The sequence below is a fragment of the Terriglobales bacterium genome (assembly GCA_035764005.1).
In the GTDB taxonomy this organism is placed as follows: Bacteria; Acidobacteriota; Terriglobia; order Terriglobales; family Acidobacteriaceae; genus Gp1-AA112.
The window spans coordinates 18,133-43,593 of the sequence record DASTZZ010000021.1 but is presented as its reverse complement, the minus strand read 5'-3'; the positions used below and the strand labels follow the sequence as shown (position 1 = coordinate 43,593).

General features: G+C 55.9%; 25 protein-coding genes and 1 tRNA gene. 11 read left to right on the top strand and 15 right to left on the bottom strand.

The annotated features are described in order from the left end of the window. Nucleotides 1-408, top strand: a complete 408-nt coding sequence (locus VFU50_03495) for a glyoxalase superfamily protein (GenBank protein ID HEU5231900.1) — start codon at nt 1-3, stop codon at nt 406-408. A gap of 19 nt (nt 409-427) precedes the next feature. Here the strand turns inward: VFU50_03495 and VFU50_03490 are convergent, their stop codons facing one another. From VFU50_03490 to VFU50_03475, 4 genes are all read right to left on the bottom strand, one after another. Continuing rightward, nucleotides 428-1,732, bottom strand: a complete 1,305-nt coding sequence (locus VFU50_03490; GenBank protein HEU5231899.1) for a hypothetical protein — start codon at nt 1,730-1,732, stop codon at nt 428-430. 77 nt (nt 1,733-1,809) lie between these two features. Then, a complete protein-coding gene (locus VFU50_03485) occupies nt 1,810-2,214 on the bottom strand; it encodes a hypothetical protein (GenBank protein ID HEU5231898.1) in 405 nt (134 codons plus the stop codon). A 238-nt stretch (nt 2,215-2,452) separates the two neighbouring features. Beyond that, the gene (locus VFU50_03480; protein ID HEU5231897.1) at nt 2,453-3,118 is read right to left on the bottom strand and encodes a response regulator transcription factor; all 666 of its coding nucleotides are present in this window, start codon (nt 3,116-3,118) and stop codon (nt 2,453-2,455) included. Nucleotides 3,119-3,140: 22 nt separating this feature from the next. Next, nucleotides 3,141-4,739 carry a GAF domain-containing sensor histidine kinase gene (locus VFU50_03475; protein ID HEU5231896.1) on the bottom strand — a complete coding sequence of 533 codons (1,599 nt, stop codon included), beginning with the start codon at nt 4,737-4,739 and terminating at the stop codon, nt 3,141-3,143. Between the two features lie 284 nt (nt 4,740-5,023). Between VFU50_03475 and VFU50_03470 the strand changes: the two genes are divergently transcribed. From VFU50_03470 to VFU50_03460, 3 genes are all read left to right on the top strand, one after another. Beyond that, on the top strand, nt 5,024-5,248 hold the full coding sequence (locus VFU50_03470) for a gas vesicle protein (GenBank protein HEU5231895.1): 225 nt from the start codon (nt 5,024-5,026) through the stop codon (nt 5,246-5,248). Nucleotides 5,249-5,258: 10 nt separating this feature from the next. Then, nucleotides 5,259-5,891 (top strand): GvpL/GvpF family gas vesicle protein, encoded by a 633-nt coding sequence (locus VFU50_03465; GenBank protein ID HEU5231894.1) that lies wholly within the window; start codon nt 5,259-5,261, stop codon nt 5,889-5,891. Nucleotides 5,892-5,962: 71 nt separating this feature from the next. Beyond that, the gene (locus tag VFU50_03460; GenBank protein ID HEU5231893.1) at nt 5,963-6,376 is read left to right on the top strand and encodes a gas vesicle protein K; all 414 of its coding nucleotides are present in this window, start codon (nt 5,963-5,965) and stop codon (nt 6,374-6,376) included. Between the two features lie 134 nt (nt 6,377-6,510). Here the strand turns inward: VFU50_03460 and VFU50_03455 are convergent. Continuing rightward, nucleotides 6,511-6,585, bottom strand: a tRNA-Glu gene (locus tag VFU50_03455). A 96-nt stretch (nt 6,586-6,681) separates the two neighbouring features. Further along, the gene (locus tag VFU50_03450) at nt 6,682-7,326 is read right to left on the bottom strand and encodes a thiamine phosphate synthase (GenBank protein ID HEU5231892.1); all 645 of its coding nucleotides are present in this window, start codon (nt 7,324-7,326) and stop codon (nt 6,682-6,684) included. 76 nt (nt 7,327-7,402) lie between these two features. Here VFU50_03450 and VFU50_03445 point away from each other — a divergent pair, with 76 nt between their 5' ends. From VFU50_03445 to VFU50_03430, 4 genes are all read left to right on the top strand, one after another. Continuing rightward, nucleotides 7,403-7,864, top strand: a complete 462-nt coding sequence (locus tag VFU50_03445) for a hypothetical protein (protein ID HEU5231891.1) — start codon at nt 7,403-7,405, stop codon at nt 7,862-7,864. 144 nt (nt 7,865-8,008) lie between these two features. Then, on the top strand, nt 8,009-10,054 hold the full coding sequence (locus VFU50_03440) for a PQQ-binding-like beta-propeller repeat protein (GenBank protein HEU5231890.1): 2,046 nt from the start codon (nt 8,009-8,011) through the stop codon (nt 10,052-10,054). Nucleotides 10,055-10,121: 67 nt separating this feature from the next. Then, nucleotides 10,122-10,445 carry an AbrB/MazE/SpoVT family DNA-binding domain-containing protein gene (locus tag VFU50_03435; GenBank protein HEU5231889.1) on the top strand — a complete coding sequence of 108 codons (324 nt, stop codon included), beginning with the start codon at nt 10,122-10,124 and terminating at the stop codon, nt 10,443-10,445. After that, nucleotides 10,432-10,860: a PIN domain-containing protein gene (locus VFU50_03430; GenBank protein ID HEU5231888.1), complete on the top strand. Its 429-nt coding sequence runs from the start codon at nt 10,432-10,434 to the stop codon at nt 10,858-10,860. The genes VFU50_03435 and VFU50_03430 overlap by 14 nt, the downstream gene beginning before the upstream one ends. 230 nt (nt 10,861-11,090) lie before the next feature. On the opposite strand, the gene rpoD is transcribed toward VFU50_03430, so the two are convergent. The 8 genes from rpoD to VFU50_03390 form a co-directional block, all read right to left on the bottom strand. Then, a complete protein-coding gene (gene rpoD / locus VFU50_03425) occupies nt 11,091-12,782 on the bottom strand; it encodes an RNA polymerase sigma factor RpoD (GenBank protein ID HEU5231887.1) in 1,692 nt (563 codons plus the stop codon). A gap of 439 nt (nt 12,783-13,221) precedes the next feature. Further along, nucleotides 13,222-13,731, bottom strand: coding sequence for a hypothetical protein (locus tag VFU50_03420; GenBank protein ID HEU5231886.1), 510 nt, complete (start codon nt 13,729-13,731; stop codon nt 13,222-13,224). A gap of 166 nt (nt 13,732-13,897) precedes the next feature. Beyond that, nucleotides 13,898-15,697 carry a translation elongation factor 4 gene (gene lepA, locus VFU50_03415; GenBank protein HEU5231885.1) on the bottom strand — a complete coding sequence of 600 codons (1,800 nt, stop codon included), beginning with the start codon at nt 15,695-15,697 and terminating at the stop codon, nt 13,898-13,900. A gap of 176 nt (nt 15,698-15,873) precedes the next feature. After that, nucleotides 15,874-16,056, bottom strand: a complete 183-nt coding sequence (locus VFU50_03410) for a type II toxin-antitoxin system HicB family antitoxin (GenBank protein ID HEU5231884.1) — start codon at nt 16,054-16,056, stop codon at nt 15,874-15,876. Between the two features lie 116 nt (nt 16,057-16,172). After that, nucleotides 16,173-16,469 (bottom strand): HU family DNA-binding protein, encoded by a 297-nt coding sequence (locus tag VFU50_03405; protein ID HEU5231883.1) that lies wholly within the window; start codon nt 16,467-16,469, stop codon nt 16,173-16,175. Between the two features lie 411 nt (nt 16,470-16,880). Beyond that, nucleotides 16,881-17,588, bottom strand: coding sequence for a tetratricopeptide repeat protein (locus tag VFU50_03400; protein ID HEU5231882.1), 708 nt, complete (start codon nt 17,586-17,588; stop codon nt 16,881-16,883). Nucleotides 17,589-17,703: 115 nt separating this feature from the next. Continuing rightward, a complete protein-coding gene (locus tag VFU50_03395; protein ID HEU5231881.1) occupies nt 17,704-17,964 on the bottom strand; it encodes a hypothetical protein in 261 nt (86 codons plus the stop codon). A gap of 3 nt (nt 17,965-17,967) precedes the next feature. Next, nucleotides 17,968-19,944, bottom strand: coding sequence for an ATP-dependent DNA helicase (locus VFU50_03390; protein ID HEU5231880.1), 1,977 nt, complete (start codon nt 19,942-19,944; stop codon nt 17,968-17,970). 275 nt (nt 19,945-20,219) lie between these two features. Here VFU50_03390 and der point away from each other — a divergent pair, with 275 nt between their 5' ends. Both der and VFU50_03380 read left to right on the top strand, forming a co-directional pair. Beyond that, nucleotides 20,220-21,644, top strand: coding sequence for a ribosome biogenesis GTPase Der (gene der, locus VFU50_03385; protein HEU5231879.1), 1,425 nt, complete (start codon nt 20,220-20,222; stop codon nt 21,642-21,644). 149 nt (nt 21,645-21,793) lie between these two features. After that, nucleotides 21,794-22,300: a carbonic anhydrase gene (locus VFU50_03380; GenBank protein HEU5231878.1), complete on the top strand. Its 507-nt coding sequence runs from the start codon at nt 21,794-21,796 to the stop codon at nt 22,298-22,300. A gap of 229 nt (nt 22,301-22,529) precedes the next feature. On the opposite strand, the gene VFU50_03375 is transcribed toward VFU50_03380, so the two are convergent. Then, complete coding sequence (locus VFU50_03375; GenBank protein ID HEU5231877.1) at nt 22,530-23,084, bottom strand: HIT domain-containing protein; 555 nt, start codon at nt 23,082-23,084, stop codon at nt 22,530-22,532. Between the two features lie 450 nt (nt 23,085-23,534). Between VFU50_03375 and VFU50_03370 the strand changes: the two genes are divergently transcribed. Next, nucleotides 23,535-25,445 carry a 30S ribosomal protein S1 gene (locus VFU50_03370; GenBank protein HEU5231876.1) on the top strand — a complete coding sequence of 637 codons (1,911 nt, stop codon included), beginning with the start codon at nt 23,535-23,537 and terminating at the stop codon, nt 25,443-25,445. Nucleotides 25,446-25,461: the final 16 nt, after the last annotated feature.

Sequence of the window (25,461 nt, the reverse complement as noted above, 5' to 3'; positions counted from 1 at the left end):
ATGACTGCAACCGGCACGGAATCGAAGGCCGCGATTACATTCATCCGCACGGTGCCGATTCTACGCATCTTCTCAGTCGAGAAGGCGAAAGAATTCTACTGCGGCTTCCTCGGCTTCAAAGTCGACTGGGAACATACGTTCGAACCTGGGATGCCCGTGTACATGCAGGTTTCGCGTGGCGACCTGAGCCTGCATCTGAGCGAGCATCACGGTGACGGCTCGCCTGGGGCTCACATTCACGTCGAGATGACAGGAGTCGATGAATTCCATCGTGAGGTCGCGAGCAAAGGCTACAAATACCTACGCCCCGGAATCCAGGACGAGTTCTGGGGCGCTCGGGCGATGCACGTGATCGATCCATTCGGCAATCAAATCAGTTTCAACGAATTCAAGAGTCAGAGTGCTTGATTGCGGCCGTTCTCAAGTTCTATTCAATCCGCACGCGTAGAAATATGTTCGCTCCGATTGGATGACCTCCATAGGTATTCTTCAGCAAGTCTGGAACGCCATACGACGTGAGCTGTCCTCCAACGGCCGTTGACACATGGGGAATGTGGCCGATCTCGCGGTCGTAGCCTAGCGTGTACGCCTGCACGCGCGTGAAGTAGCGCTCCTCGAACCCAGGTGGAATGGGATTGCCATCGAGCAACAGCTCATTCGTGCGATCCGTGTTCTCAATGCGAGTCCATACGCTGTTGCGGTGAAGCCGAAGAGTCGATTCCGCAAGATAGCTGTTGCCCACATTTCCGTCTGTGAGGCTCTGATTTCTGCCCCAGAGCAGCAGTGAGGACCAATTCCCGTTCCGGAACGGATGGTTGTACATGACCGATGCAGTCATCCGTCTGAGATCTTCGGTCGGTGACAGAGCTTCTGGGCTGTGAAGCTGTCCAATGGAATACTGCAAGCTCCAATTTTGTCCGGGATTCGCTGAGAATCGCGTAGCCCACGAGTCGATCTTTCCCGTATCAATATTCCAGCGAAACTCATCCGGCTCTCGACCATGAAATCCGGAGGCCTCGATACGGAAATTGCTATGTGTGAGCCCAACCGTAATCACGTCATCGGCAATGTGGGTTGAGTCCTGCAGATGATGGCCGAGCGTGGCTACGGGATTCTCCGAAGCCGATGCGCGATGCGGATACGCCATCGGTCCCAGAGCTGGGCTGCCCATCGGCGCCAAGTAAACAGACAGCAGCGTATCCTCACTCAGGCGTTCGTCGTACATCGCAGCTAGTTCCATGAAGAAATCGTGTGGATGCTGCCCATCGACGATGGGCCTGCCGAACGCGGTTTCACCTTGCTGAAAGAGCAGAGGATAACGTCTGCCGGAAACGGTTGCGGGCTCCAGGCTCAACATCATGCGCAGCGTGAGCGTGCCACGGCCAAGCTCTCGCTGCGCCATTGGCATAATCCAGTTTGTTGAAAAAAAATTGTCGGCCCCGCGGGGACCAGTCTGCTGCGTGTCGTTGAGGAACGCGACACCATGCAGCATGAACATCCAATTGCCTCGCGTAGTCATGAGCATGTTCTGCGGCGTGGAGATCGGCTGCACGTCAGTGCCGGCTGTCTCGTGCTGCTCGATGACGTCGATCAGCGCGGACGAGCCACCACTCATGGACATGTGGCCTGCGTGTTCCGGCATTCCGCCCTGAGTGGAATGAGTATCGCTCTGAGCGACGGAAATGTTCGCTGTGATGAGGATAGTGATAAAGAAGAATACGAAGGTCCGCATCGAGGCTCCGCGTGCTGGTGCGAAAGGTGAGGAGAGCGAGACGAGGCTGTCCCGCAATTCAGCAGTGCGAACTCGATCTACACTCGAATTGGAACTGCGGAACCGGGTGGCCCGCTGTCGGAAGTCTGCCTGGCGGGCGAAGCAGTTTGATCGAGACTCGCAGATGGAATAAACGAGTTATCGGCCGAAGTGACGACGAACGAGGGAACAATGCTCACCTGCGCAGATCCGATCGCATGCAGATGGCCCACCGTGCAGCAATCGTGATTGTGCGGAGCCTGGTTCTTCGGCGCGGATTCCTCATGGCAGTCCGCTGCTCCAGAATGTCTCACGCCAGTATCAGAGGCGTCCTGAGAAGTCAGTATCGTCCGCGGCAGCGGATGGGTAATCGACGCATGGCTCAGCATGGCGAATTGCGCTGTGATCAGAAACACGCCTGTGATCGATATCCCGAGCGCCGTATTGAACCGGGTCGCTAGCATGCGTTCTCTCAATGATGCTATACGGTCAACCAGGATGCAAAATTCGCGGTATGCGCTGCAGTTTCGCATTCCGTAGGGATTTCTCACCGCAAACGCAGCGGTTCGGAATGACAAGACAAGAAGCGGTACCGAATGACAAAGATAAGAGCTTTGCTCCGTGTCCTCCGCGTCTCCGTGGTGAAACGGCTTTCCAAAAAAGAAGCCCCGCCGAAGCGAGGCTTGAGGATTCAGGAGGAGGCTACTGGTTCACTGGAATCTTGATGATCTTCTTCTGGATCGCGTAAGTCACGAGTTGTGCCTTGTTGTGGATGTCGAGCTTACGCATGAGATTGAACTTGTGCGCTTCCACGGTCTTCACGCTGAGACCGAGAATGACGGCAATTTCTTTCACTGAGTTGCCTTCGGCGAGCAACTTCAGAATCTCGCGCTCGCGCGGAGTCAACGTTGAAATACGCGGCCTCATGCGCGTGTCGCGCACGCGTGAGCGGAAGTCTTCGACCAGCTTGCCCAGCACCTGCGAGCTGAGATACTTCCCGCCTTTGTAAACATCGCGCACAGCGGTAAGCAGTTGCGGAGCCGGCGTATCCTTCAGCACGTATCCCGCGGCGCCCACTTCGAGACATTGCACGAGGTAGTCCTCGTCCTCGTACATGGTGAGGAAGAGAATCTTCGTCTCCGGCCGGTTCTTACGAATCTGCCGCGCCGCCTCGAACGACGACAGGCCGGGCATGCCGATGTCCATCAGCACGATGTCAGGGCGCAGTTCGCGCGCCTTTTCGACGGAATCGCCTGCGTCGGACGCCTCGCCAACTACTTCAAAATCCGCTTCGGTCTCTAGAAGGCGACGGACGCCCTGACGAAACAATGTGTGGTCATCGGTTAATAGAACTCTGATTTTTGGCATTTGATTACCTGACTCGCGTTATTTACGCCGTCTGCGACATGGCCTCATGATATTGCCGCGCGGGCACCATGATCTCCAGCCGCGTACCTTTCCCTTTCTCGGAATGGACACGCACTTCGCCATCCAGAGAAGCTATTCGTTCTTTGATTCCCGCAAGGCCAAACGAGTGGCTTCGCGGACTGTTCACCTTCGCCGGCATGCCGATGCCGTCGTCTTCAATCGACAGATACACCGTGTTCTCGTGGCGGCTCATCTGCACCGATGCTGATTTCGCCTGCGCATGCTTGGCGACGTTGTGCAGCGACTCCTGCACTACGCGATAGATCGCAGCCTCGATCTCTGGCGCAAGTCGGCCAACGTCTTCATTGATGGCAACGCGGACCTTCACGCCAGTTGCTTTGGCCAGATCCTTGGCTTCCTTGCGGATCGCGGCCACCAGTCCCAGCTCCTGCAATAACAGTGGAGACAAACGGGCAATAATGCGCCGGATGCCCTCGATCGTCCGGTCAACTACTGCAACCGTCTCGCGAATCTTGCCTTTGGCGGTTCGTCCCGTGAGCTGCGCTTCCAGCATTCCCAAATAGAGACGAATCACCATCAGCGACTGTCCGGTTTCGTCGTGCAGCTCCCGGCTGATGCGCTTGCGCTCGTCTTCCTGGACAGCCAGCAAATGGGCCGAAAGCTCGGCGATTCGAGCTTCGCGAGCCCGTAACTCTTCGGTTAACTGCGCGCGTTCTATCGCCATCACCGTGCGTTCCGCAATGGCACGCATCAGATCGCGCTCGTTCGGCAGCCATTCGTAAGGACGCGCAAAACCAATGATCAGCGCGCCGATTACTGTCTTGCCGGTCTTCAGCGGCACGCCCCAAAGCGACGTCGCGCGTTCTTTGATCGCCGGATGCAGAATACGCGGATCATTGGCGACGTCGAGTACCATTTCAGGTTCGCCCGTAGCGACCAGACTGCCGCAGAAGCCTTGTCCCAATTCAAACTCAGAGTCGCTTGGAAGCAAACCTTCTACGCCGAGCGAGCTCTCCAGCCGGAAGCCATCACCTTCAGGACGACGCAGCAGAATCGCCGCCATCGACGCCCCGAAGTTTGCGCTGGTGATTTCCAGCACCTTCTCGAACATGCCGGAAATCTGCCCCGCAGACAGTTCCGCATCGAGCACTCGCAGGAGCGTGGCGAACTCACTGGTTTTCGAGTCGAAGTAGGCGCCGGAAACAGTGATGAAGGTCGAGGATTTCAGAACATCCAGCGTGGCGCTGACTTCTTTCAGCCGCGCGCCAAACAACCCGCTCAGGTAGGGCTCGCACAGCTCCTGATAAATCTCCAGCGATCGCGCAACCGCGCGCGTGTCCACCTGCAGTTTCGCCAAACGCATGCCGAAGTAGTCGGCATTTTCGAAAAATCCAGGCAGATCGTTGTGGGAAAAAAATGAGTGCGCGGTCTGCAGGCTGAGCCGTTCCAGAGCGCCAAGTTCACGCCGTCCAAAGCCAAATTCCGCCGCAACCTGCTCGCGCCACTTTTCGGTTACGTCGCTGTAATAGGGATTGAGTGCGCCCAGGATTTCAACCAGTAATTCGCGCGAGCTGTCCTTCAGCGAGAGGACGGACGACAAAGCTATACTCCGGGGGATTCCGGCGAGCAGTTCCTAACCAGTAAACTTCACTCCTCGCCACGTTGTCATAATTCTAATCGAGGCCCTAAGGTTTTGTCATTAGAGAGTTCCCATCTTGTTAACTTTTTGATTATACGGAGAATAGCTGAGACAGGTTTTGTCACCCCATCCAGAGCTGCTGCAGGATCTGTCAGTTAGAATGGCCTTGTTCTTCGTGACCTGTAGCCGATTCATCGTGACCGGAGCCTGCCCTGAGCGTAGTCGAAGGGTGTTCGCTCTTCTCCATGCGCACTGACCAAAACCCGATCCTGATCCCAGCTCAGGCCCCCGAACAGGAAGCCTCGCTGCTCGAAGTTCTGGATCATGTGCTAAACGCTGGCATAGTGCTCCATGGCAGCGTGGTGATCTCGATTGCCGGTGTCGATCTCGTCTATCTCGGCCTGAACGCGATCCTTACTTCAGTTGAGACCGCCCTAAAGCACATCAACCCAGAGCAGCTCGGAAGGTGAGCCGCCCTGGATGCCCCTGCTCGCGTATTGCATTCTCCTCGACGGCGGTGCGATCAGCCTTCCCGGACAAGGCGTCCTGAGTTCGAAGGCGGAGGCGATAGCCGAGTCGGGCCTGGTTGCCCTTTGCTCCGAAATGGAACGAAGTGCCATTACTCCCAGTAACTTCCAGCAGGCGGCGCTCGAGTTTCATCGCGTTATTCAAAACACATTTGCGCAAAGCGCAGTCATTCCCTTTCGATTTCCAACGTGGCTCACTGCTGAGGAGGTGAAGGCACATCTGCGCCAGGAATCACCGCGGTACAGAGACTTTCTGATCAGGCATGCCGACCATGTGCAGATGGAACTCCGAATCGCTAACCCGGACAGAAGTACGCCGGAAGCGACAAGCGGAGCCGAGCATCTGCGAGCGCGTGCCGCTCAGCTACGCTCGGTCAGCGAGCACGCGCAGCAGGTGAAGCATCAGCTCGCCGACACTGTGATTGAATGGCGGGAACGAGAAACCGGCGACGGTATGCGGCTGTACGCTCTCATTTCGAGCAAATCCGTTGAACGCTTTCGTGAGAAACTCAACCATATTTCTATGCGCGCAAGTGGGCCTTGGCCCGCGACCGAGTTCTTCGAACCGCATTCCGCGAAACATTGAACACGGCGGACACGGAGGCGCATAGAGGGAGAGACAAGATTCTGCTGTCTCAGGATGCAGCCATTCCGCCGATGGATTTGCCTTCGCACAACGGGAGTCCCAGACTGAGGGACGAACCCAAAAAGATCTCGCCCGATGATATGGAGCAAGCGATTGCAGGCCTGAATCAGGAGCTTGCCTCCCTTTCCAGCGGCACTACGCAGCGCATCGACTGCAACTCCGAGAACATCGAGCAAGGACTCGCCCGACTCGTGCTAAGCCTGATCGAGTTACTCCGCCGCCTGCTGGAACGGCAAGCGATCCGCCGCATGGAAGGCGGCAGCCTCGCCGACGCTCAAATCGAAGAAATGGGCTTAGCGCTAATGAAGCTGGAACAGAAAATCCGTGAACTAGCCTCCCAGTTCGGCCTTCGACCCGAGGACCTGAATCTCGATTTGGGACCGCTGGGGCAGTTGTGGACGGAAGAGAAGAATCCGCGCGAATAGGTCACATGAACCTGCGTCGTCTGAATGCCTTTATGTCGGAGGAATCCAGATCAAACCATTTATGCTGATTTTAAGCTGGACCCAGATATAGAAATATCAATGAAAACCACAATCGAGAGATGGGCAGCAAGTTCTGGTAGCGCTACCGGGAATCGAACCCGGGTTTGAAGATTGAGAATCTTCCGTCCTAACCCCTAGACGATAGCGCCACTTGGGTGAGAGCGACTGTTCGATTATAGCAAACGGTTTGCGCTGTTCCTGCAGGGATTTCCTTGCGGAAGCGCATCGAAATCGGTGAATAGCGCTTACTTTGCAATCTTTCGCAATTGCGAAGTCACCTCGTCGACATTCCCATTCTGGAATAAGCGGATACCGGCAATTCCGGCAGCTCCTGCCTGCAGACATCCATGCGCATTCTGTAAGCTGACTCCGCCCAGGGCAAGCACCGGCATCGGCGGCTTGGCGGCGTGGCGACTACAAGCGGCCTCCAGCGACGCGACCCCTTCTTCTTTGATTTCACTGCCCTTCGCGAATATCGGACCAAAGACGGCGAAGTCCGCGCCATTGCCTTCGGCTAACTCGACCTCTGCCCGTGAATGGCACGAGACTCCGATCATGGGATAAAGAATTCCGGCGTGCATGAAGATGGAGCGGGCGTCTGCCGCCGAGATGTCATCCGAGCGCAGATGAACGCCGTCGGCACCGCAGGCGATGGCGACGTCGGATCGGGAATTGATCAGCACCTTCGTGGATGGATTCGTCGCGCGCACGATTTCGACGGCGCGTCTTCCCAATGCGCTTAGTTCGCGTGCGGATAGATCGCGTTCGCGAACCTGGATCGCGTCCACGCCGGCAGTAGCGACCATGCGAATGCGGTTGAGCAGCAGTCGGCATGCGTCGTGTTCATTCGTGGAGAGCTGTTTTCGGTCGGTGATGTAGTAGAGAAACACCGGTTTGAAATTAGCACGATGGCTCTGCCTGCATCCCGCGACCTGTTCTCGCTAATGGAACATCCGCCGATCGGCGATGCCAAATGCAACACCGCTCGTGATTCTCGACTCTTTATTTGGTATGCCCCCCGGCCAACTCGGCGTGCAGATCATTGAACTGCTATTGATCGCACTGCCCATCGCGAGCATTAGCTGGACCATCACGCATGAGGAAGTCTTCCGCGAGCCGCGCGAATTTTGCGCGCGATGCAGCAAGCAGGCTCGGCATGTGCTCGTTCGGAAGTTCTTCTATCTGTTTACCTGCGAATACTGCTTCAGCCATTGGGTCACGGCGTTTTTCCTTATCATTACCCGCTACAAACTGATTTTCCCGGATTGGCGCGGATACCTGCTTGGACTCTTTGCTCTGGTCTGGATGGCGAATCAATACATGTCGATCTTCGACCGGCTGAGGCTCAACATCAAACGCGAGCGCGTTGAGATCAAAGGCGAAGAGCACGAGGTGAAGCGCAAGATCGACGGACCGAGAGCTGCATAAGGACCGCATCGGGTGAAGACCGCCTGACTCCGAATTCGCAGCTCGCGTGGTAGTACATGTCTCTCCGTGTTTTGCACACGTAACCTACATAAGTGAATATGAGGTTCTCTCCCCTGCCATTCCCGGTTTTGAACGGAGATCGTCATGACCTCTTCGTCGATTCGAGGCCTTCGCGCTGCCGCCCTCTTCTCTGCACTCGCTTTTCTGTCCTTTTACGCCTGCGCGCAGTCTGCGAAAGCGACGCCGTCGTCGGCTACTGCGGCGTGGACGGTAAAAGTAAACGGCGCGATTCGATGGCAGCAGGTCACTCCGGCCGGCGCGCTGCTGGTTTCGACCGACAATGCGCTCTCCGCGATCGACACCGATGGTGGTCGGCTCTCCTGGGAGAAGCCTGAGTTGGCAGGAATGGCAATCGACAACGTCCATCCGCTCGAGGGTTCTCTCCTGATGGAAGCGACACGGGAAGGCCTTGATGAGATCTTCGACCCGGTGACTGGCGCTGTGGTCTTCGATTCGCGCAAAGCCGACTTCACGAAGGTGATCACGCGCCGCGTGCTGCCGCAGAGCGGCACCTTTCTTGTCCATGGACAACGTGCTTCCGGCGGAGCCGCGGTTGCATTGTACGACCTGAGCACCGGCCAGCAACTTTGGACGAATGAATCATTGTTCGCGCCCGAGGAAGCCCCGAAAAGGAGAGGCTTCGGTGCGCTCATGCAGGGACTGACGCAACTCGCATCACAATCGACCGAACTGCAAGTGCTCCAGGCCGGGCCCGAGATGATCGTGGTTCACACTCTCACGGGATTGCGCGGACTCGATGCGCGCACCGGCAACGTACGCTGGTCGGCGACATTGCCCAGAGGGCGCTTCGCCTCCCTTCCTCACCATGTTCAGCTCTACCCCTCCGTCGACAAGACTGATCGCATTTACGTGAGCTTCGATGACAGCCTGACGGCATATCGCCTCGCCGATGGTCAGGCGCTCTGGCCGCAGCCTGCCAAGGTGGATGGATGGATTCGTGACATCGTGCAGCATCCCGCAGGCATCGTGATGCTGCCCGAAGCTCCGCCGGAGAACGAAGCCACCGGCAGCCGTCGTGTGGTGAACGGCGTGGTGCAGACAGGACTCAATGTAGCCCGATATGACGACGGCACAACCGTTCTTCCCAAAGCGGTACGTATGCACGGCACCGTGATCGACGCGATGATCGCCGGCAACTCCGTGGTGCTCACGATCGATGCCGAATCGAAAACGTTCGTGAACGTCCTCGATGTCTCGACGGCAACGCTGCGCCTGAAGAAAGACGCTAAGATCAAGGGCCAGCTTTCGTATGCGGAACTCACGCCCGCAGGCTTGCTCTACATCTCTCGTCCGGATGCCAGTGTGAACGCCGAAGTCAACATCATTGATCTCGCGACTGGTGAGCCGCGATTCCAGGATGCCATCGAGAGCGGGAAGCCTCTGAGATCGAATCAAGATGCCTACGATGCCGCCCGCTATTACCTGCATCATGCAGTCGAAGGAAAGCTGCTCTACGTCTTCGCCAACCGCGACCACAAGCTCTATGCCGTCGATCGCGAAGCGGGAACATTCAAGGCATTCAGCAGCGAAATCAAGCTGCAGGGCGGCGAAGATCCAACCGCGATGGAGATTCGCCCCGAAGGGATCGTGCTCAGCTCGCCACAGAATCTTGTGATCGTAGGCAGAGATGGACAAATCAAGCAGCAGGTGTACTACCCGGCTCCGCAGCTCCCTGGATTGTTGCGAGCTCTCTACGCCATCAATGCCGTACGCGCAGGCCTCGACGGCGCCGCAGCCTCAGCCTATGGCGATGCCTTTGCTCAAGCCTCGCGTCAGTCCTCAGATCCATCCACACAATACGTAGCAGGCCAGCTTGCGACCGCATATAGCCAGGGAGGCCAGCAGCTTCAGGGCTACTCTCGGCAGTCAGCAGCAATGGCAACGAAGCGTTTCAAAGCATCGCTCAATTTGCCTGAATTCGTGTTCATGCTGACCAAAGCGCCGGACGGAAAAGGGAACGTTCTGCTGCAGATCGACAAGAGCACAGCCCAGCCGCAAGCGCGCGTGAATCTCGGCAAAGAGAACGAGCCTGCGTACGCGGTTGACGACATCGCTGACATGTTGTTCTTGCAGACGACACCGGGGACGCTGGTGGGTTATCGCCTATAGTCGAGAAATAGCTCGCAATGCAAATTGAGATATGATATCTATCATTTGATAGATATCGATGCGAGCGATGAGTAAGGTGAAAAAGACTTCTAAAAAGGTTCCGAAAAATCTCAAAAAAGCGGTTCATGGCGAATCGGTGGCAGAGGCCCGAGTCTTCATGACCGGACGAAGCCAGGCAGTGCGTCTTCCTAAGGAGTATCGCGTCCCTGGAGACAGCGTGTTCGTCAAGAGGATGGGAACAGGCATTCTGCTAATTCCAAAAACGGCCGATCGGTGGTCGGCCGCATTCGCTGCTCTCGATGAATTTCCGCGCGACTTCGAGTTGCCCCGTGACCAGCACCAGCAGGAGCGGCCCGGCCTAGAAGACCTGTTCCCGAATGACGACAAATGATCCGACGTATCTACTCGATACGAGCGTCGTTGTCGATTTGCTGCGAACCAACTCGTCAGCTGTCCGAAAGAGACTGACCGTGTGCAGTAACCATGTTGTCGGCCTATCTGTAATCACGCTCTGTGAGCTGCAATTTGGACTTGAACTTCGCGCCAACAAATACCCGCATCTGCGCGAAAGTGAGGAACAGAAGCTGTCAACAATCATCGAGCCATTCCAGTGGTTTCCATTGACCAAGGACGTCATGCACAGCTATGGAAGAATACGTTCCCACTTACAGGTGTCCGGAACCGGAATCGGACCACTCGATACGCTGATTGCTGCTCAAGCTATTAGCCTGGACGCGATTTTGGTAACCAGCAATGTGCAGGAGTTTCGCCGAGTTCCAAAGTTGCGTCTGGAAGACTGGCGTTAGCTTGGATCGGAGCACGGCAGCAGAGCACAGATCGTCAGAACCGTTCGCGGTAGCGAATGGGTACAAGCGGAATGTGCCGGTACGAGCGGAACGTGCGCGTTAACTCACCCATTCCCTACCGGGAACGGTTCCGACAATGTTGTGAAAAATGAAAAAAATGAAAAGGCGCGACCGTCAGGTCGCGCCTTTCAGCTTAGAAGCTCAGGAGCTTAGCAGCTTAGAAGCTGCTGTTAATCCCTCACTCCATCCATGAACGCTCGCAACTTCCTCGAGCGGGATGGATGACGCAACTTCCTCAGCGCCTTGGCTTCGATTTGGCGGATGCGCTCGCGCGTGACTGCGAACGACTGGCCGACTTCTTCGAGCGTGTGCTCGGAGCCGTCTTCGAGGCCGAAGCGCATCTTGATTACTTTCTCTTCGCGCGGAGTGAGCGTGCGCAGCACATGCGCCGTCTGCTCCTTGAGGTTCACATTGATCACGGCTTCTGCCGGCGAGACTACGCCGCGATCTTCGATGAAGTCGCCAAGATGCGAATCTTCCTCTTCTCCGATCGGAGTTTCGAGGGAGATCGGCTCCTGCGCGATCTTCAGAACCTTGCGCACTTTCGCCACGGGAATATCCATGCGCTTGGCGATCTCTTCCGACGTAGGCTCGCGACCGAGTTCCTGCACAAGCTGACGCGACGTGCGAATCAGCTTGTTGATGGTCTCGATCATGTGCACCGGAATACGGATCGTTCGTGCCTGATCGGCAATTGCGCGCGTGATCGCCTGGCGAATCCACCACGTTGCGTACGTCGAGAATTTGTACCCGCGACGATACTCGAACTTGTCCACGGCTTTCATCAGGCCGATGTTGCCTTCCTGAATCAGGTCGAGGAACTGCAGTCCGCGGTTGGTGTACTTTTTCGCGATTGAAACCACGAGTCGCAGGTTAGCTTCGATGAGCTCGCGCTTGGCGTACTCGGCGTCGATGTCGCCCTGCGTGATCTCGCGCTGCGTGCGCTTGAGCTCGATGAAGGTGATGCCGTACTCCTGCTCCATCTTCTCGAGATCAGCCTTGCAGTTGCGCTGCTGACGACGGTATTCCTTCTTCAGCTCTTCCGAGCGCGTGGAGTCGACTTTCTTTTCCAGGTTGTGGAACTGACGGTCGAGCGAACGCATCTGTTCAGCTACGTGTCCGACGCGATCGATGAGCTTCTTGCGCTGCGAGTTGGTGTAGCGCAGCTCGCGAATAATGCGCGAAACGCGCACACGCTCGCGTCCAAGAGCCCAGCGGCACTTGCGAAACTCACCAGGACGCTTTTTCCTATCGACGTTCTGGATCTTTTCTTCGAGCTGCTCCGCCTTCTTGAAATGCTTCTGCATTTCGTCGATGCGGTGCGTCGTAGCCTTGATGCGCGCTTCGATGATCTCGTCGGTGATCTCTTCTTCGTCGAAGATGACCACTTCTTTGATCGAGCGAACGCCGCGCTTCAGGTCTTCGCCGATGGCGAGCACTTCGTTGATGACGATGGGCGAACGCGAAATTGCTTTCAGAACGCGGAGCTGTCCGCGTTCAATGCGTTTTGCAATTTCAACTTCGCCTTCACGAGTGAGCAGGGGAACGGTTCCCATTTCGCGCAGATACATGCGAACGGGATCGTTGGTTTTTTCCAGGGTTCCAGGCGTGAGATCGAGCTCAACATCTTCTCCCGCCTCCATGTCTTCGAATTTGTCTTTCAGATCGGCGCCGGGCATCTTGGAGGATTCCAAGACGTCGATGCCCTGTGTGCCGAGGGTAGTAAACAGATCGTCAAGGTCGTCAGGCGACTGGATGTCATGAGGGAGAAGATCATTGACCTCCCCGTAGGTGAGGTATCCCTTTTCCTTGCCTGTGTCGATTAGTTTTTGAATGTCGTCGAATTTGTCGTTAAGCGCCAAGAGCACTCATCTCCAGTTCAAAAAGCTTGTAGGCCGAGATGGCCGGACGGCGAGCCCGAACACAGATAAAGTGCGCGGCTCGACTTTATATCGGCAGAGCGTCGTAAGTTCTTCAGAATGAATGGCTGGTAGGCACGCCTATCCGGGAGAGAATAGGATATCACGCTCTCCGACAGGCATGAAACCTGATCCAGTTGTCTTAACGTGTGCGCGTCTGGCGCCTCTGAGACACTCCGCCCTAGAAGGCTTAGATGCGAGCAGCGGATTAGGGATGCAGGAGAAAGTTGTGGAAGACAGGATGATGGAGGCGAATTCCAGCGGAATCGACATGCCGCTCGCGCGCTTCCGGATGGAAGACCCGATCTAGTCGGGGGTAATGCAGTAAAGGCTCCGCCGAGAGATCGGGAACACAACATTAAGTTCAAGACGAACCATAACTTCACGGCTTGCCGGTTTGGATCTTGCCTTCTTTCAAGTTGAAGCTGTAGATGGTCGGTTTCTCGACGCAGAAGGTCTGCTGATATTTGGTGGTTGGAGGCGTCTTGCCCACTCGGATCAGCACGCGCTCATCACCCTGCCACCCAACAACAGAGGAATCGAACTCGCAATCTTTGCCGAAGACATGCTCGAAGGCATCCGCCAACGGGAGTTCTTTCACCTCGCCTGTGCTGGAATCGAGCAGCAGAGCGGATTTGGAAACGTCGCGATCGAGATCGTAGCCCCATACCGAAGTTTCCATCAGCAGTTTGCTGCCGTTCTGTGACCAGCCCAATAACCTAATTCCGACGCCTTCATCATCGAGTCCGGCCTTCTCATAGACCGGTTTGTAGTTCGTGCCGTCTTTGGCGAAGAAAACCTGAACTGTGTTTTTACAGAACTGAGCTTCACCGGAGTTCGTCGAGGCTTCGGCCGTCACGTCGGCATAGGCGGACCCGCCGCTCGATTTCATGATCGGAGTCTTTGCGTGCCGAGTCTGAAACGTGCCGCCGTGGTGGCTGTCCCAGCAGCTCAGCGAAGAAGTGTTTTCACCGGATTGGCAGAACGCCGGAGCGGCGGCAAAGGTTATGAATGAAAAAACGAGAATCCGGAGCTTCATGCGAAACGGCTGAGCAATCCTACTCCCCAACTTTTAAAACTGCGAGAAACGCTTCCTGGGGAATATCGACGCGACCGATACGTTTCATGCGCTTCTTGCCTTCTTTTTGCTTTTCGAGCAGCTTGCGTTTGCGCGTGATATCGCCGCCGTAGCACTTGGCGAGAACGTTCTTGCGCATTGCCGGAACCGTCTCGCGGGCAATTACTTTGCCTCCGATCGCGGCCTGAATTGCCACTTCGAACATCTGCCGTGGGATCAACTCTTTCATCTTGGCTGCAAGCGCGCGTCCACGTTCATAAGCATTATCGCGGTGAACGATGACCGAGAGCGCATCGACCGGATCGCCGGAAACCAGAATATCGAGCTTTACCATCGGCGATTCCCATGTTCCCGAAAGGTGATAATCCAACGACGCGTAGCCCCGCGAAACAGATTTCAATCGATCGTAGAAATCGAGGACGATTTCGTTCAGCGGCAGTTCGTAGGTGAGCATCACGCGATTCGCGCTCACGTATTCGAAGTTTTTCTGCTTTCCCCGCTTTTCTTCAACTAACTTCAGAATTCCACCAACGAATTCTTCGTTGGTCATGATCATCGCCGTGATCACCGGCTCTTCGACTTTGGCGATCTCGCTTTGGGAAATCCACTTCGACGGATTATCGACATCGACGATGCTGCCGTCGGTCTTCGTGATTCGATAGCGCACGCCCGGAGCGGTTGTAATCAGATCCAGGTTGAATTCGCGCTCCAGCCGCTCCTGAATGATCTCCATGTGGAGCAGTCCAAGAAATCCGCAGCGAAATCCAAATCCCAGGGCAGCAGAGCTCTCCGGCTCGAAGAAGAACGATGAATCATTCAGACGCAGCTTTTCGAGGGCTTCGCGGAGCAATGTGTGCTCATGGGCGTCGACCGTATAGAGTCCCGCGAACACCATCGGCTTGAGTTCTTCAAATCCGGGAAGCGCCTCGATTGCAGGCCGCGTATCGTCGGTAATGGTGTCGCCAATCTTTGTGTCGGCGACGTTCTTGATATTCGCCATCAAAAACCCGACTTCTCCGGCCTCGAGCTGATCGATCTCGACTGGCTTCGGCGTCAACACACCCAGTTGCTCGACATCGAAAACTCTCCCGTTCGACCAGAGTCGAATCTTCATACCCTTGCGCAGAGTGCCGGCAACAATACGCGTGAGTACGATCACTCCGCGATACGGATCGAACCATGAATCGAAGATGAGCCCTTGAAGTGGTGCGTCCGCCGGAGCTTTCGGGGCAGGAAGCCTCTTAACAATGGCTTCGAGCACGTCAGGAACGCCTTGTCCCGTTTTGGCACTTACGAGAAGCGCATCGGAAGCATCGAGTCCTACAGCATGTTCGATCATCTCCTTCGCTCGTGGAATGTCCGCACTGGGCAGATCGATCTTGTTGATGACCGGAATGATTTCAAGCCCGTTGTGGATCGCGAGATAAGCATTCGCGAGCGTCTGCGCCTCGACTCCTTGCGAAGCGTCAACCACGAGCAACGCTCCTTCGCACGAAGCCAGTGAGCGCGAGACCTCATAGGAAAAATCCACATGGCCGGGCGTGTCGATCAAATTGAGCTGATACTCCTGCCCGTCTTTGGCTTTGTACATCATGCGCACAGCGTGAGCCTTGATCGTGATGCCGCGCTCGCGTTCAAGATCCATCGCGTCGAGCACTTGCTCCTGCATCTCACGCGCAGTGAGCGCGCCCGTGAGTTCAAGCAGACGGTCGGAGAGCGTGGACTTGCCGTGGTCGATGTGCGCGATAATCGCGAAATTCCGGATGTACTGGCGGTCCATTAGCCTTCTGTGCTTATCAATTCGAGCGGAGCGGATCTCCGCCGCCTCGGTGCGCGGTAAGAGGAATCGCTACTGTTCCATGATACTTGAGTAAGCCGTCGTGGAGCCGGGCGCCCTCGCCCGGGTTTTCGTAGGAATTTCGTGATTGGGTGATTTCGTGATTTCGCGATTGGAAATCACGAGCCGAACTCGCTCAAATCTTCGCCTTCGAGATGAAGAGCGACAGCTTCGCACAAGTTCGCAAAAGCCGCCTCCAATGTTGCGCCCTGCGTCACAACAGGAATGTCCACGCACTCGGCCACGAAACCGGATTGCTCACCTGGACGGATTACGGCTTTAATTGTGTGCTGCAAAGTCATCCTACATCCTTTCCCAATTGTACAAAGCTTCTGCAGGGCTATATGCATAGAATCTGAACAATTTGTTGCAAACGAAAAGGCCGGCACGAAGCCGGCCTTTCCTGCAATGGGAACAGTTATCCCTTCTTGGGAGCGATCGCGTCCTTTGCGGCCTTGGCCACGCGGAACTTCACGACGGTCTTCGCCTTGATCTTGATCGGCTCGCCGGTCTGCGGATTGCGGCCCATACGGGCTTTGCGCTCGGCTTTCACCAGGCGTCCGAGTCCGGGGATCACGAACACGCCGTTCTTCTTGGTCTCTTTGATAGCGGTGTCAGCGAGGTGCTGAAGGAATGCCGCCGCCTGTTTGTTGTTGATTTCGAGTTTCTCGGCCATGTTGCGGACGAGAGCTGTCTTGGTCATGCCTGCTGCCATGAATCCTCCTTAGCGGGATTGATCGGAAACTTGATTGCGAATCGCGCCCTTTATCTTACCGCGCGATGCCTGAGAACAGAAGCGTTTTCGCCTGTGTTCATGCGGGTTTTTGCGATGTCACGAAGGATACGATGCGATGAGCACAGTCTCCGTGTCAAGGGCAAAAGCGCATTTTTCGCGCATTTTCTGTGATTATTTTGGAAATAATCGCATTTTGAAGCGATTTTCGTTCGAAAACGAACGGAGAGAACGAGGTTCAAAGGTCTTGGAGTGATTTTGGAATGGTCTGAACTCTGTCGATCTATCGGCGATTTTCCGATTTCGTGATTTCGTGATTTCGCGATTTCGTGATTTTGATTTTTCAATCGCGAAATCACGAAATCGCACAACCCGATCGGGGGCAGCCCAGTTTTACTTCAGTTCCGTTTGCCGCTGCTTTGCCATTTGCGCGATCAAAGGCGACTTGTCTGCCGCGAGCTGATCGTAAATTTTCTTCGCCTGGGCGGGATCTTTTCTTTCGTACAGCGATGCCAGCGCGAATTGCGCGCGTTCACGCGGCACGGAGATCGTCGGCTTTTTCATCAACTCGTTGTAGATGTTGATTGCGTCCTGATCGCGATTGGTCGCTTCGTACACCGAAGCCAATCCGAGTTTCGCAAGTGAAGCGATGTCTTTGTTGCCTTTGTCCGCGGCTTTCTTGAATCGGGCTTCCGCGTCGGAGTAGTTGCCGGCATCGAGCGCGACCACTCCCGTCATGTAGAGAGCGTTCTTTCCCGAATCCGTATGCGGATACTGATCGGCGATTTGCTGGAACTGCTTCTCCGCTTCTTTATCGCGCTCCGTGGTGCTGGCGAAGCTGATGATGGTGGGATCGACCGGTTCGCCGGCGGTCCGAATTGGAGCGGAAAACGTGTTCATCGCCTGGCCAACAGCGGCGCTGGCCTGCTCGTCTTGCTGGTTGCGCCAATAGGAATAGCCGCCGATTGCGCAGACAATGATGATGACAATAATTGCGCCGATAGTGAGCGCTCGACGATGCGCCTGCGCCTGGGCAATAGCGCTTTCAGTTGCTTCTTTGAATTTGTCTTGCTTAAGTTGACGACGGGTGTAGCTTTGCACGCACGATCCTTACGTTTGCAGGATAGCCAGTCTGGAGGGAGAACCTTTTGATGGCCGGTAATTTAGTTTAACAATCACGAACGAAAGTGCCAATGCTGGAAACGCCTGACATGCGCTACCGCGTAGGCTCGCCCCTGTCGGAAGCGCGCAGACTGAAGTAGATGCCCATCAACCCGCAGACCGCGCAAAGCATAAACAGAAAAATGCTGCGCTTGATCCACATGTTATGAAGGAGATCGCTGTCGGCATAAGTGCGCAGTTCAGCCGGGAGCAGAGCAATGCTGATCTGCGCTCCCCAGCGCAAGCCCACCACGGCAGATATGAATAGAGCTATGCAGGCAGTCCAGAAGATGCGCGTTGCCGTGAGAGGCTTCACCTACTAAATTCTAGCTCTCGTTTTTTCGGCGGAGAAGAAGTCGGTAATCTCATCGATGCTTCGAGCATTGCCATACTTCGGCAGGCTCTCGAAGAAAATTCGGCCGTAGCGTTGGCGAGTGATGCGGTTGTCGAGGAGCACGAGCACACCGCGATCGTGAAGTGAACGAATGAGGCGGCCGAATCCTTGCTTCAGTGTGATTACGGCGCCGGGTACCTGATATTCCATGAACGCGTTTCCGCCGTCTGAGGCGATGGCCGCAATGCGAGCCGCAACGACGGGATCGTTCGGAACTGCGAAGGGCAGGCGGTCGATGATCACGCAGCTAAGCTGCTCGCCCTGCACATCGACTCCCTGCCAGAATGACGAAGTCGCAAACAGAATCGCGTTTCGTGTGGTGCGGAACTCTTCCAGCAGAGCATTGCGCGGAGCCGAACCTTGAATGAGCATCGGATATTCAATTTCGCCGAGGAGCCGCTCGTAGATGTCCTGCATCTGCGAGTAGCTGGTGAAGAGGCAGAATGCTCGACCGCGCGTCGCTTCGAGCACGCGGCGAATGACTTCGGCAGCACGAGCGGGAAATTGATCGCTGCGAGGATCGGGCAGATTCTCGGGTACATAAAGCAATGCCTGGCGCGAGTAGTCGAAATGCGAAGGCACTACCAGCGATCGCGCATGATCGAGCCCGAGTCGACCCTTGATGTAGTCGAATCCGTTGCTCACGGCAAGCGTAGCGGAAGTGAGAATCGCGGTATCGAGATTTTCGAACAGCGCCTGCCGCAGCAGTTGCGAAACATCGATCGGCGTTGCTTGTAATGAGACGACCCGGGCGCCACGGCGGCTGAAGCCACTGCGACGCTCGATCCAGTAAACGGTGTTGCGATCTTGGGATTCCAGAATGAACGATAGCTGGACGCGAATTTCTTCAGCTCGACGCACAAACTGAAAGACCTCTTCCGGTTTTTCTTTCATTTGCTGGAGTTCAGCAGCGAGGCGCGTGAGCGCGTGCATCAGCGAAATATATTCATCGCCGTTTTCTTCGAGGAACTCGCGGCGATTGGTGAACGCGAACCGTCCTTCTCCCGACGGAAGCAGGCCGAAGAAGAATTGCGTGCGCTCCCGCAGTGTTGCGCATGCCTGAACGACGGACGCGGGCAGCACCTGCTTCATTCGCAGCGTAGTTTCGACATCTCGCGCCAGTTCATCGAAGCGAAGATTGCCGACCGAGACCCCGAAGTAACTTCCGGCAACATCTTCCAATTCGTGAGCTTCATCGAAGATCACGATTCCGGCTTCGGGAAGAACTCCGGATTCCGGAGTGCCGTCGAGAGCGCGTTTGATCGCCAGATCTGCGAAGAACAGATGGTGATTGACAATGACAATGTCGCTCTCCAGCGCGCGCCGTCGCATCTCGGTGATGAAGCAGCGATCAAACTGCTGACATTTCTGGCCAGCGCACGCATCAGCCCGAGCATCGAGCTTGTGCCAGAGCGCGCTGGATTCCGGCAGCCCTGAAATTTCCGCGCGGTCACCGGTCTGAGTGCTTTGTTCCCATTCCGCGATAGCGCGATATTGATCGATTTCGCCGAGTTCGGTGAGAATCGGCTGGTTTTTCAAATCGTATAGCTTCTGCCGGCACAGGTAGTTGTTGCGCCCCTTCATGTAGCAGACGCGCAGCTTGCCTTCGCCGTTTGGATAGAGCACCTGCTCCAGAAAGGGAACGTCTTTGTAGAAGAGCTGTTCCTGCAGATTCTTAGTTCCCGTCGAGATGATGACGCGTTTGCCGGAACGCAGAGCCGGCAGCAGATAGGCGAGCGTCTTTCCCGTTCCGGTACCCGCCTCTACCAGCAGATGCTTGCGGTCCTGGATCGCCTGCTCGACAGCTTCGGCCATCTGCAGTTGCCCGCGTCGAAATTCATACGCAGGATGTGAAGCGGCCAAAGCTCCGCCGGGAGCGAAGAAGGAATAGAGCGAGCCCATGGCGCGCGCAGGTTGCGGCGCAGTCGCATTTTGTGGAACGGAAGACAAAGCAGCCCAGGGCCACGCACGAGCAGCGCGGAGTGAGTCTCTATAATAGCGTGGGACGCTGAAAGTTAGGTCGCCGTTTGCCGAGTAGGGGCTGCTGGCCGCTGGCTTCTGGCTACTAGCCAAACATGCAATTCCAGTTTACGGACATCACGCGCAATCAGCACAGCCTTGATTAGGTTCAGCCAGCAGCCAGTGGCCAGAAGCCAGCAGCCTGCAACGAGTTCACTTTGCCGAGAACTTCCACACTTTCTTCCAACGAAAAACGAGCCGAGAAATTCGGCGCAACGCCCATGCTCGCCATCGTGGGTCGTCCGAACGTCGGCAAGAGCACGCTTTTCAATCGGCTGATCGGCAGGAGGCGGTCGATCGTTGGCGATGAGCCGGGGATCACGCGCGACCGTCTCTATGGCAAGGCAAATTGGAACGGACGCGAGATTCGCGTTGTGGACACTGGCGGCATTATTCCTGATGAGAAAGAACTCATCCCCTCGGAGATTTACCGGCAGGCGCGAGTTGCCCTTGAGGAAGCAGACGTGATCGCGATGGTGGTTGATGGCCGCACCGAACTCGCGGCTCCCGATATAGAACTCGCGCGGTTGCTGATTCGCAGCGGCAAGCCGGTGTTGCTGGCGGTCAACAAGATTGATACCCCGAAGCTCGAGGCCGTCGTGGAAGATTTCCGTCGGCTCGGCATCAAACGCATTTTTCCCGTGTCGGCCGAGCATGGAACAGGCGTTGCCGAGTTACTGGATGAGGTAGTGGAACTCGCACCTGCCGCCTCAAAGATCGAGGAAACATCCGGAGCGAGGGCGAACGAGGCTGAGCCAGAAAAATCTTCTGCGATCGAAACCAAGATTGCCATCATCGGCCGCCCAAACGTTGGTAAATCGACGCTGCTGAATCAACTCACGGGCACATCGCGCGCGATCGTGTCTCCGATTGCGGGAACTACGCGCGATGCTGTGGATGAAGTAGTGCAGCGTGACGAACATCGGTATCGCTTCATCGATACTGCAGGCATTCGACGCAAAGGGAAGACCAAGCTGATGGCCGAAAAGCTTTCGGTCGTGATGGCGCGCAAGCACCTCGAAGCCGCTGATGTTGCATTGCTTATGATCGATGCGACCGAAGGAGTGACGTCTTCAGATGCGACGATCGGTGGATACGCGCATGAAAGTGGCCGCTCCGTCGTGATCGTCGTCAACAAATGGGACCTCGTTGGACCAGCGAGAAAAGATGGCAAGCCTCCTGCCGACCAGATCCTGTTCGAAAAACAGCTTCGCACTGTGCTGAAGTACTTGAGCTACGCTCCGGTGCTGTTTATCTCCGCGGCCAGCGGGAAGAACGTTGATCGCGTCTTCGCGACCGTGCAGCGCGTCGCGCAGGAGAGACGCAAGCGCATCTCAACCGGGGAGATGAATCGCTTTCTCAAGTCAGTCGATTTCGAGCGCGCATCTTCGCCTGGGTATGGCGTGCGAATCCAGTACCTGACGCAGGCTGCGGTGGCGCCGCCTACATTCATTGCCTTTACCAATCGCAGCGGCAAACTGCACTTTTCATATCAACGCTTTCTTGAAAACCAGATTCGCCGAGCTTTCGGCTTCGAAGGCACGCCAATCTGGATCAAGACTCGCGGGAAGGAGAAAGAGTGATGTTCGGTGTCATTCCGAACGCCGGCAGTTGGCGTGAGGAATCCCTACGGACTGCACATGCCACTTGCATCAACATTTATATGGCGGTAGGGATTCCTCTCTCCTGCTCACGCGAACACCACGCGTGAGCATCCGCTCGGAATGACACAATGAGAGATATGTCCACGATCGACGAAGTTCTTCAAGCCAACGAGAAGTACGCCCAAACACACAAACCCCGCAGCCTTTCGCCCCGCCCAACGCGGCGGTTGGCGGTAGTCACCTGCATGGACACGCGGCTTACGAAAGCCACCATGGGACTGGCTGAGGGAGACGCGCACATCATCCGTAATGCCGGCGGGATTATTACCGACGACACGCTGCGCTCGCTACTGGTCTCGCACTATTCGCTCGGCACAGAAGAGTTCATGGTTATCAATCACACCGACTGCGGTCTCATGCGCTCCACCGAAGAAGAGCTGCGGACGATGATCGAGCGCCAGGCCGGCACCGCGAGCATCTCGCCGGAGCGCTTTTACGCTTTCAAATCGCCGGAGGAAAACGTGCGCAAGCAGCTCGAGAAATTAAAGTCCCACCCCTGGGTACGAAAGGAAATCGTGGTGCGAGGGTTCGTGTTTGACGTTGAGACCGGCAGGCTCAAGGAAGTGTTTGTTTAGGGCCGCCCTTAGTGGCGCATTTGCCTTAGTTCCATTTTGGGACACAAAATTCCCTGTTCTTTCCCTGATCCGATTTCGCGGTTGATCGGAAGTGAGCGCAAATCGTTTGTTGCTGGTGGTTTAGCCGGAAAAAGATCGGATTCGCTGTTAGTTCCCTGCCTGCGGCAAAGATTTGCGGATTTTGGGCAGAATCGAGCGAGTTCTCGCCTCATCTTCGAGCACTTGCCTGTTATTTTCGCTGTTTTCTGCTGGCGCGTGCTGTTGCGGGTGCAGCGTCAGCCCGCGATTTACTGCCCTTGGTTTCGCGCCCGAACTCCTCACGCATCCTTTGCCATGTGGTCTCGAGCGTCTCAGGCAAAATCCGCGTTTCACCGATTACGGTCATGAAATTGGCATCCGCTACCCAGCGCGGTAGGACGTGCATGTGAAGGTGCCCGGCGACGCCAGCCCCGGCTGCGGCTCCCAGATTCATTCCTAAGTTAATCCCGTCAGGATGGTAGAGATTACGCAGCGCAGTTTCGGTGCGCTGACACAAGGCCATCATCTCGTGTGCCGCTTCTGTGGGGAGTTTTTGCAGTTGATCCAGGTGTTGGTAAGGAATAACCATGACGTGCCCGGATGTATATGGAAACGCGTTCAAACAGATGTAGCAATGCTTCCCGCGGTGAACGATCCATGAGGTGCGATCGTCCTTCTCATTCTGCTTGTCGCAAAAGACACAGCGCAGGTCGTCTTTTGCCTCGGTGATGTACGCGTACCGCCAGGGAGTCCAGAGATAGTCCATAAAGAAGCTGCTAGCGGCTAAGCTGCTCAGCTTGACCGTCAAAGACCTTAGAGATTAACAGTTCTTTCCCCCATGATCGCTGGGGCGAATTTCCAAATCACGAAATCGCGAAATCACGCAATCACGAAATCGGCGATTTGCGCGCGAAACGATGAAAAAACCTCGTTCCACGCGCATCCAAATCGCACGTTTATCCGTTTCTTAACTCACTGTTTCTGCTCCACTTCACTTGGTTTGACACCTTCTCAGAGCGGTTGCTATAGTCAGAGCATCGATACGGAGTGGAAGCACTTTTTGTCGATCCGGCCGCAGAGTTTCCTTTAGCCCCCTGAAGGGCCCACACACAAAGAGAGCTTATGCAGCCACCAGTCCGTTCAAGCGGGCAGCCGGGCTTTTACCCACTGTCATTCGGGAGCATTCCCGTGGCGCGAGCGCGACTAAGAAGGACCGATGTCGTTCGACGAGAGCACAGCCCGCGATTTCAATCCAGCCGTTCAAGAGAACACTGCTAACCCGGAAGATTCAGCTCACGGGATGGGAGAGTCGGCTCGCTCACAAAATTCCAATCACGAGACTACAACCCTGAATACCGAAACCGAAACCACCGCACTCGCCACCGAAAACCCTCAACCCGCCGTCGCCGAGCACGAGACCGCACACGCGGATGCTCAGGAGATGGATTTCGCCGCCGCTCTGGAGAGCTTCGAGGCCGAGCAGTCTGCAGCCGAGGCTGCCGCTCCGGCCGAGGACAACGTCCAGAAGGGCACGGTCGTCAAGCTGACCGACAAGTATGTTGTCGTCGATATCGGCTCAAAGTCTGAAGGCATGGTCCCAATCGCACAAGTCATGGGACGCGACGGCCAGCCCAAGTTCCAGCCGGGCGACAGCATTGACGTTGTCAAAGATCGCGGCGAGACCGAAGAGGGATATGTCCTTCTATCGCACGAGAAGGCACAGCGCGTGCGCGTATGGGACGACATCGAGAAGGCATACAACGACAAGGCTCTCATCAAAGGCTACGTTGTGGATCGCGTAAAGGGCGGATTGTCGGTTGACGTGGGCGGAGTTCGTGCATTTCTGCCGGGCTCTCAGGTTGATCTCAAGCCGGTGCGCAACCTCGACGGATACAAAGGTCAAGAGATTGACGTCCGCGTCATTAAGCTGAACAAAAAGCGCGGCAACATCGTGGTTTCGCGCAAGCAGCACCTCGAAGAAGAGCAGGCGGAAAAGCGGTCCAAGACGCTCGAGCACCTGGAAGAAGGTTCAGTCCTCACTGGGACCGTCAAGAACCTCACCGACTACGGAGCCTTCGTCGACCTCGGCGGTCTGGATGGTTTGCTGCACATCACCGACATGTCTTGGGGGCGTCTCACGCATCCGCGCGATCTGGTGAATGTAGGCGATGAGATTCATGTAAAAGTTCTCAAGTTCGATAAAGACAAACAGCGAGTCTCGCTGGGATTCAAGCAGCTCACGCCTGATCCGTGGCTCGATGCTGCTGAGCGTTATCCCATCGGCGCGCACGTTCGCGGACGCGTTCTGAGCGTTACCGACTACGGAGCTTTCATCGAATTGGAACAAGGCATCGAAGGTCTCGTTCATGTCAGCGAAATGACGTGGTCGAAGCGGATGAAGCATCCGTCGAAGATCGTGAAGCCCGGCGACGAAGTTGAAACCGTTGTGCTGAACGTGAATCCGGCGGAGCGTCGCATTTCTCTCGGACTCAAGCAGCTCGAGCAGAATCCGTGGGAGCAGTTGCACGACAAGTATCCGGTCGGCAGCACAGTCGAAGGCAAAGTTCGCAACTTGACCGACTTCGGCGCCTTCATCGAGATCGAAGACGGTATCGACGGCCTTGTTCACGTCAGTAATCTGAGCTGGACCAAGCGCGTAAAGCATCCGTCCGAAGTCCTGAAGAAGGGTGAGAAAGTGAAAGCGCAGGTGCTGGCGATCGAACCGGAGCATCGCCGACTGTCACTCGGCATCAAGCAGCTTCAGCCCGATGTCTGGGAAACGTTCTTTGCGACGCATCGCATCGGCGATGTGGTTCACGGCAAGGTTCTGCGCACGGCTCAGTTCGGAGCTTTCGTAGAAATCTCCGAAGGAGTCGAAGGCCTCTGCCACAACTCCGAGGCGACCGACAGCCACGGCACTCCGATCAAGCTCGAACCTGGCCAGGAGCACGACTTCAAGATCATAAAGATGAATCCTGATGAGAAGAAGGTCGGACTCAGTTTGCGGGCGGTCGGGGAAGAAGCAAGCCGCGCGGACGTCGAAGCGTACAAGCAGCCAGTCTCAAGTTCGACTACAACGCTAGGCGAGATCATGAACTGGAAGCGCGCCAGCAACGACCAAAGTTAGTTCTTCCTCCTCCTGA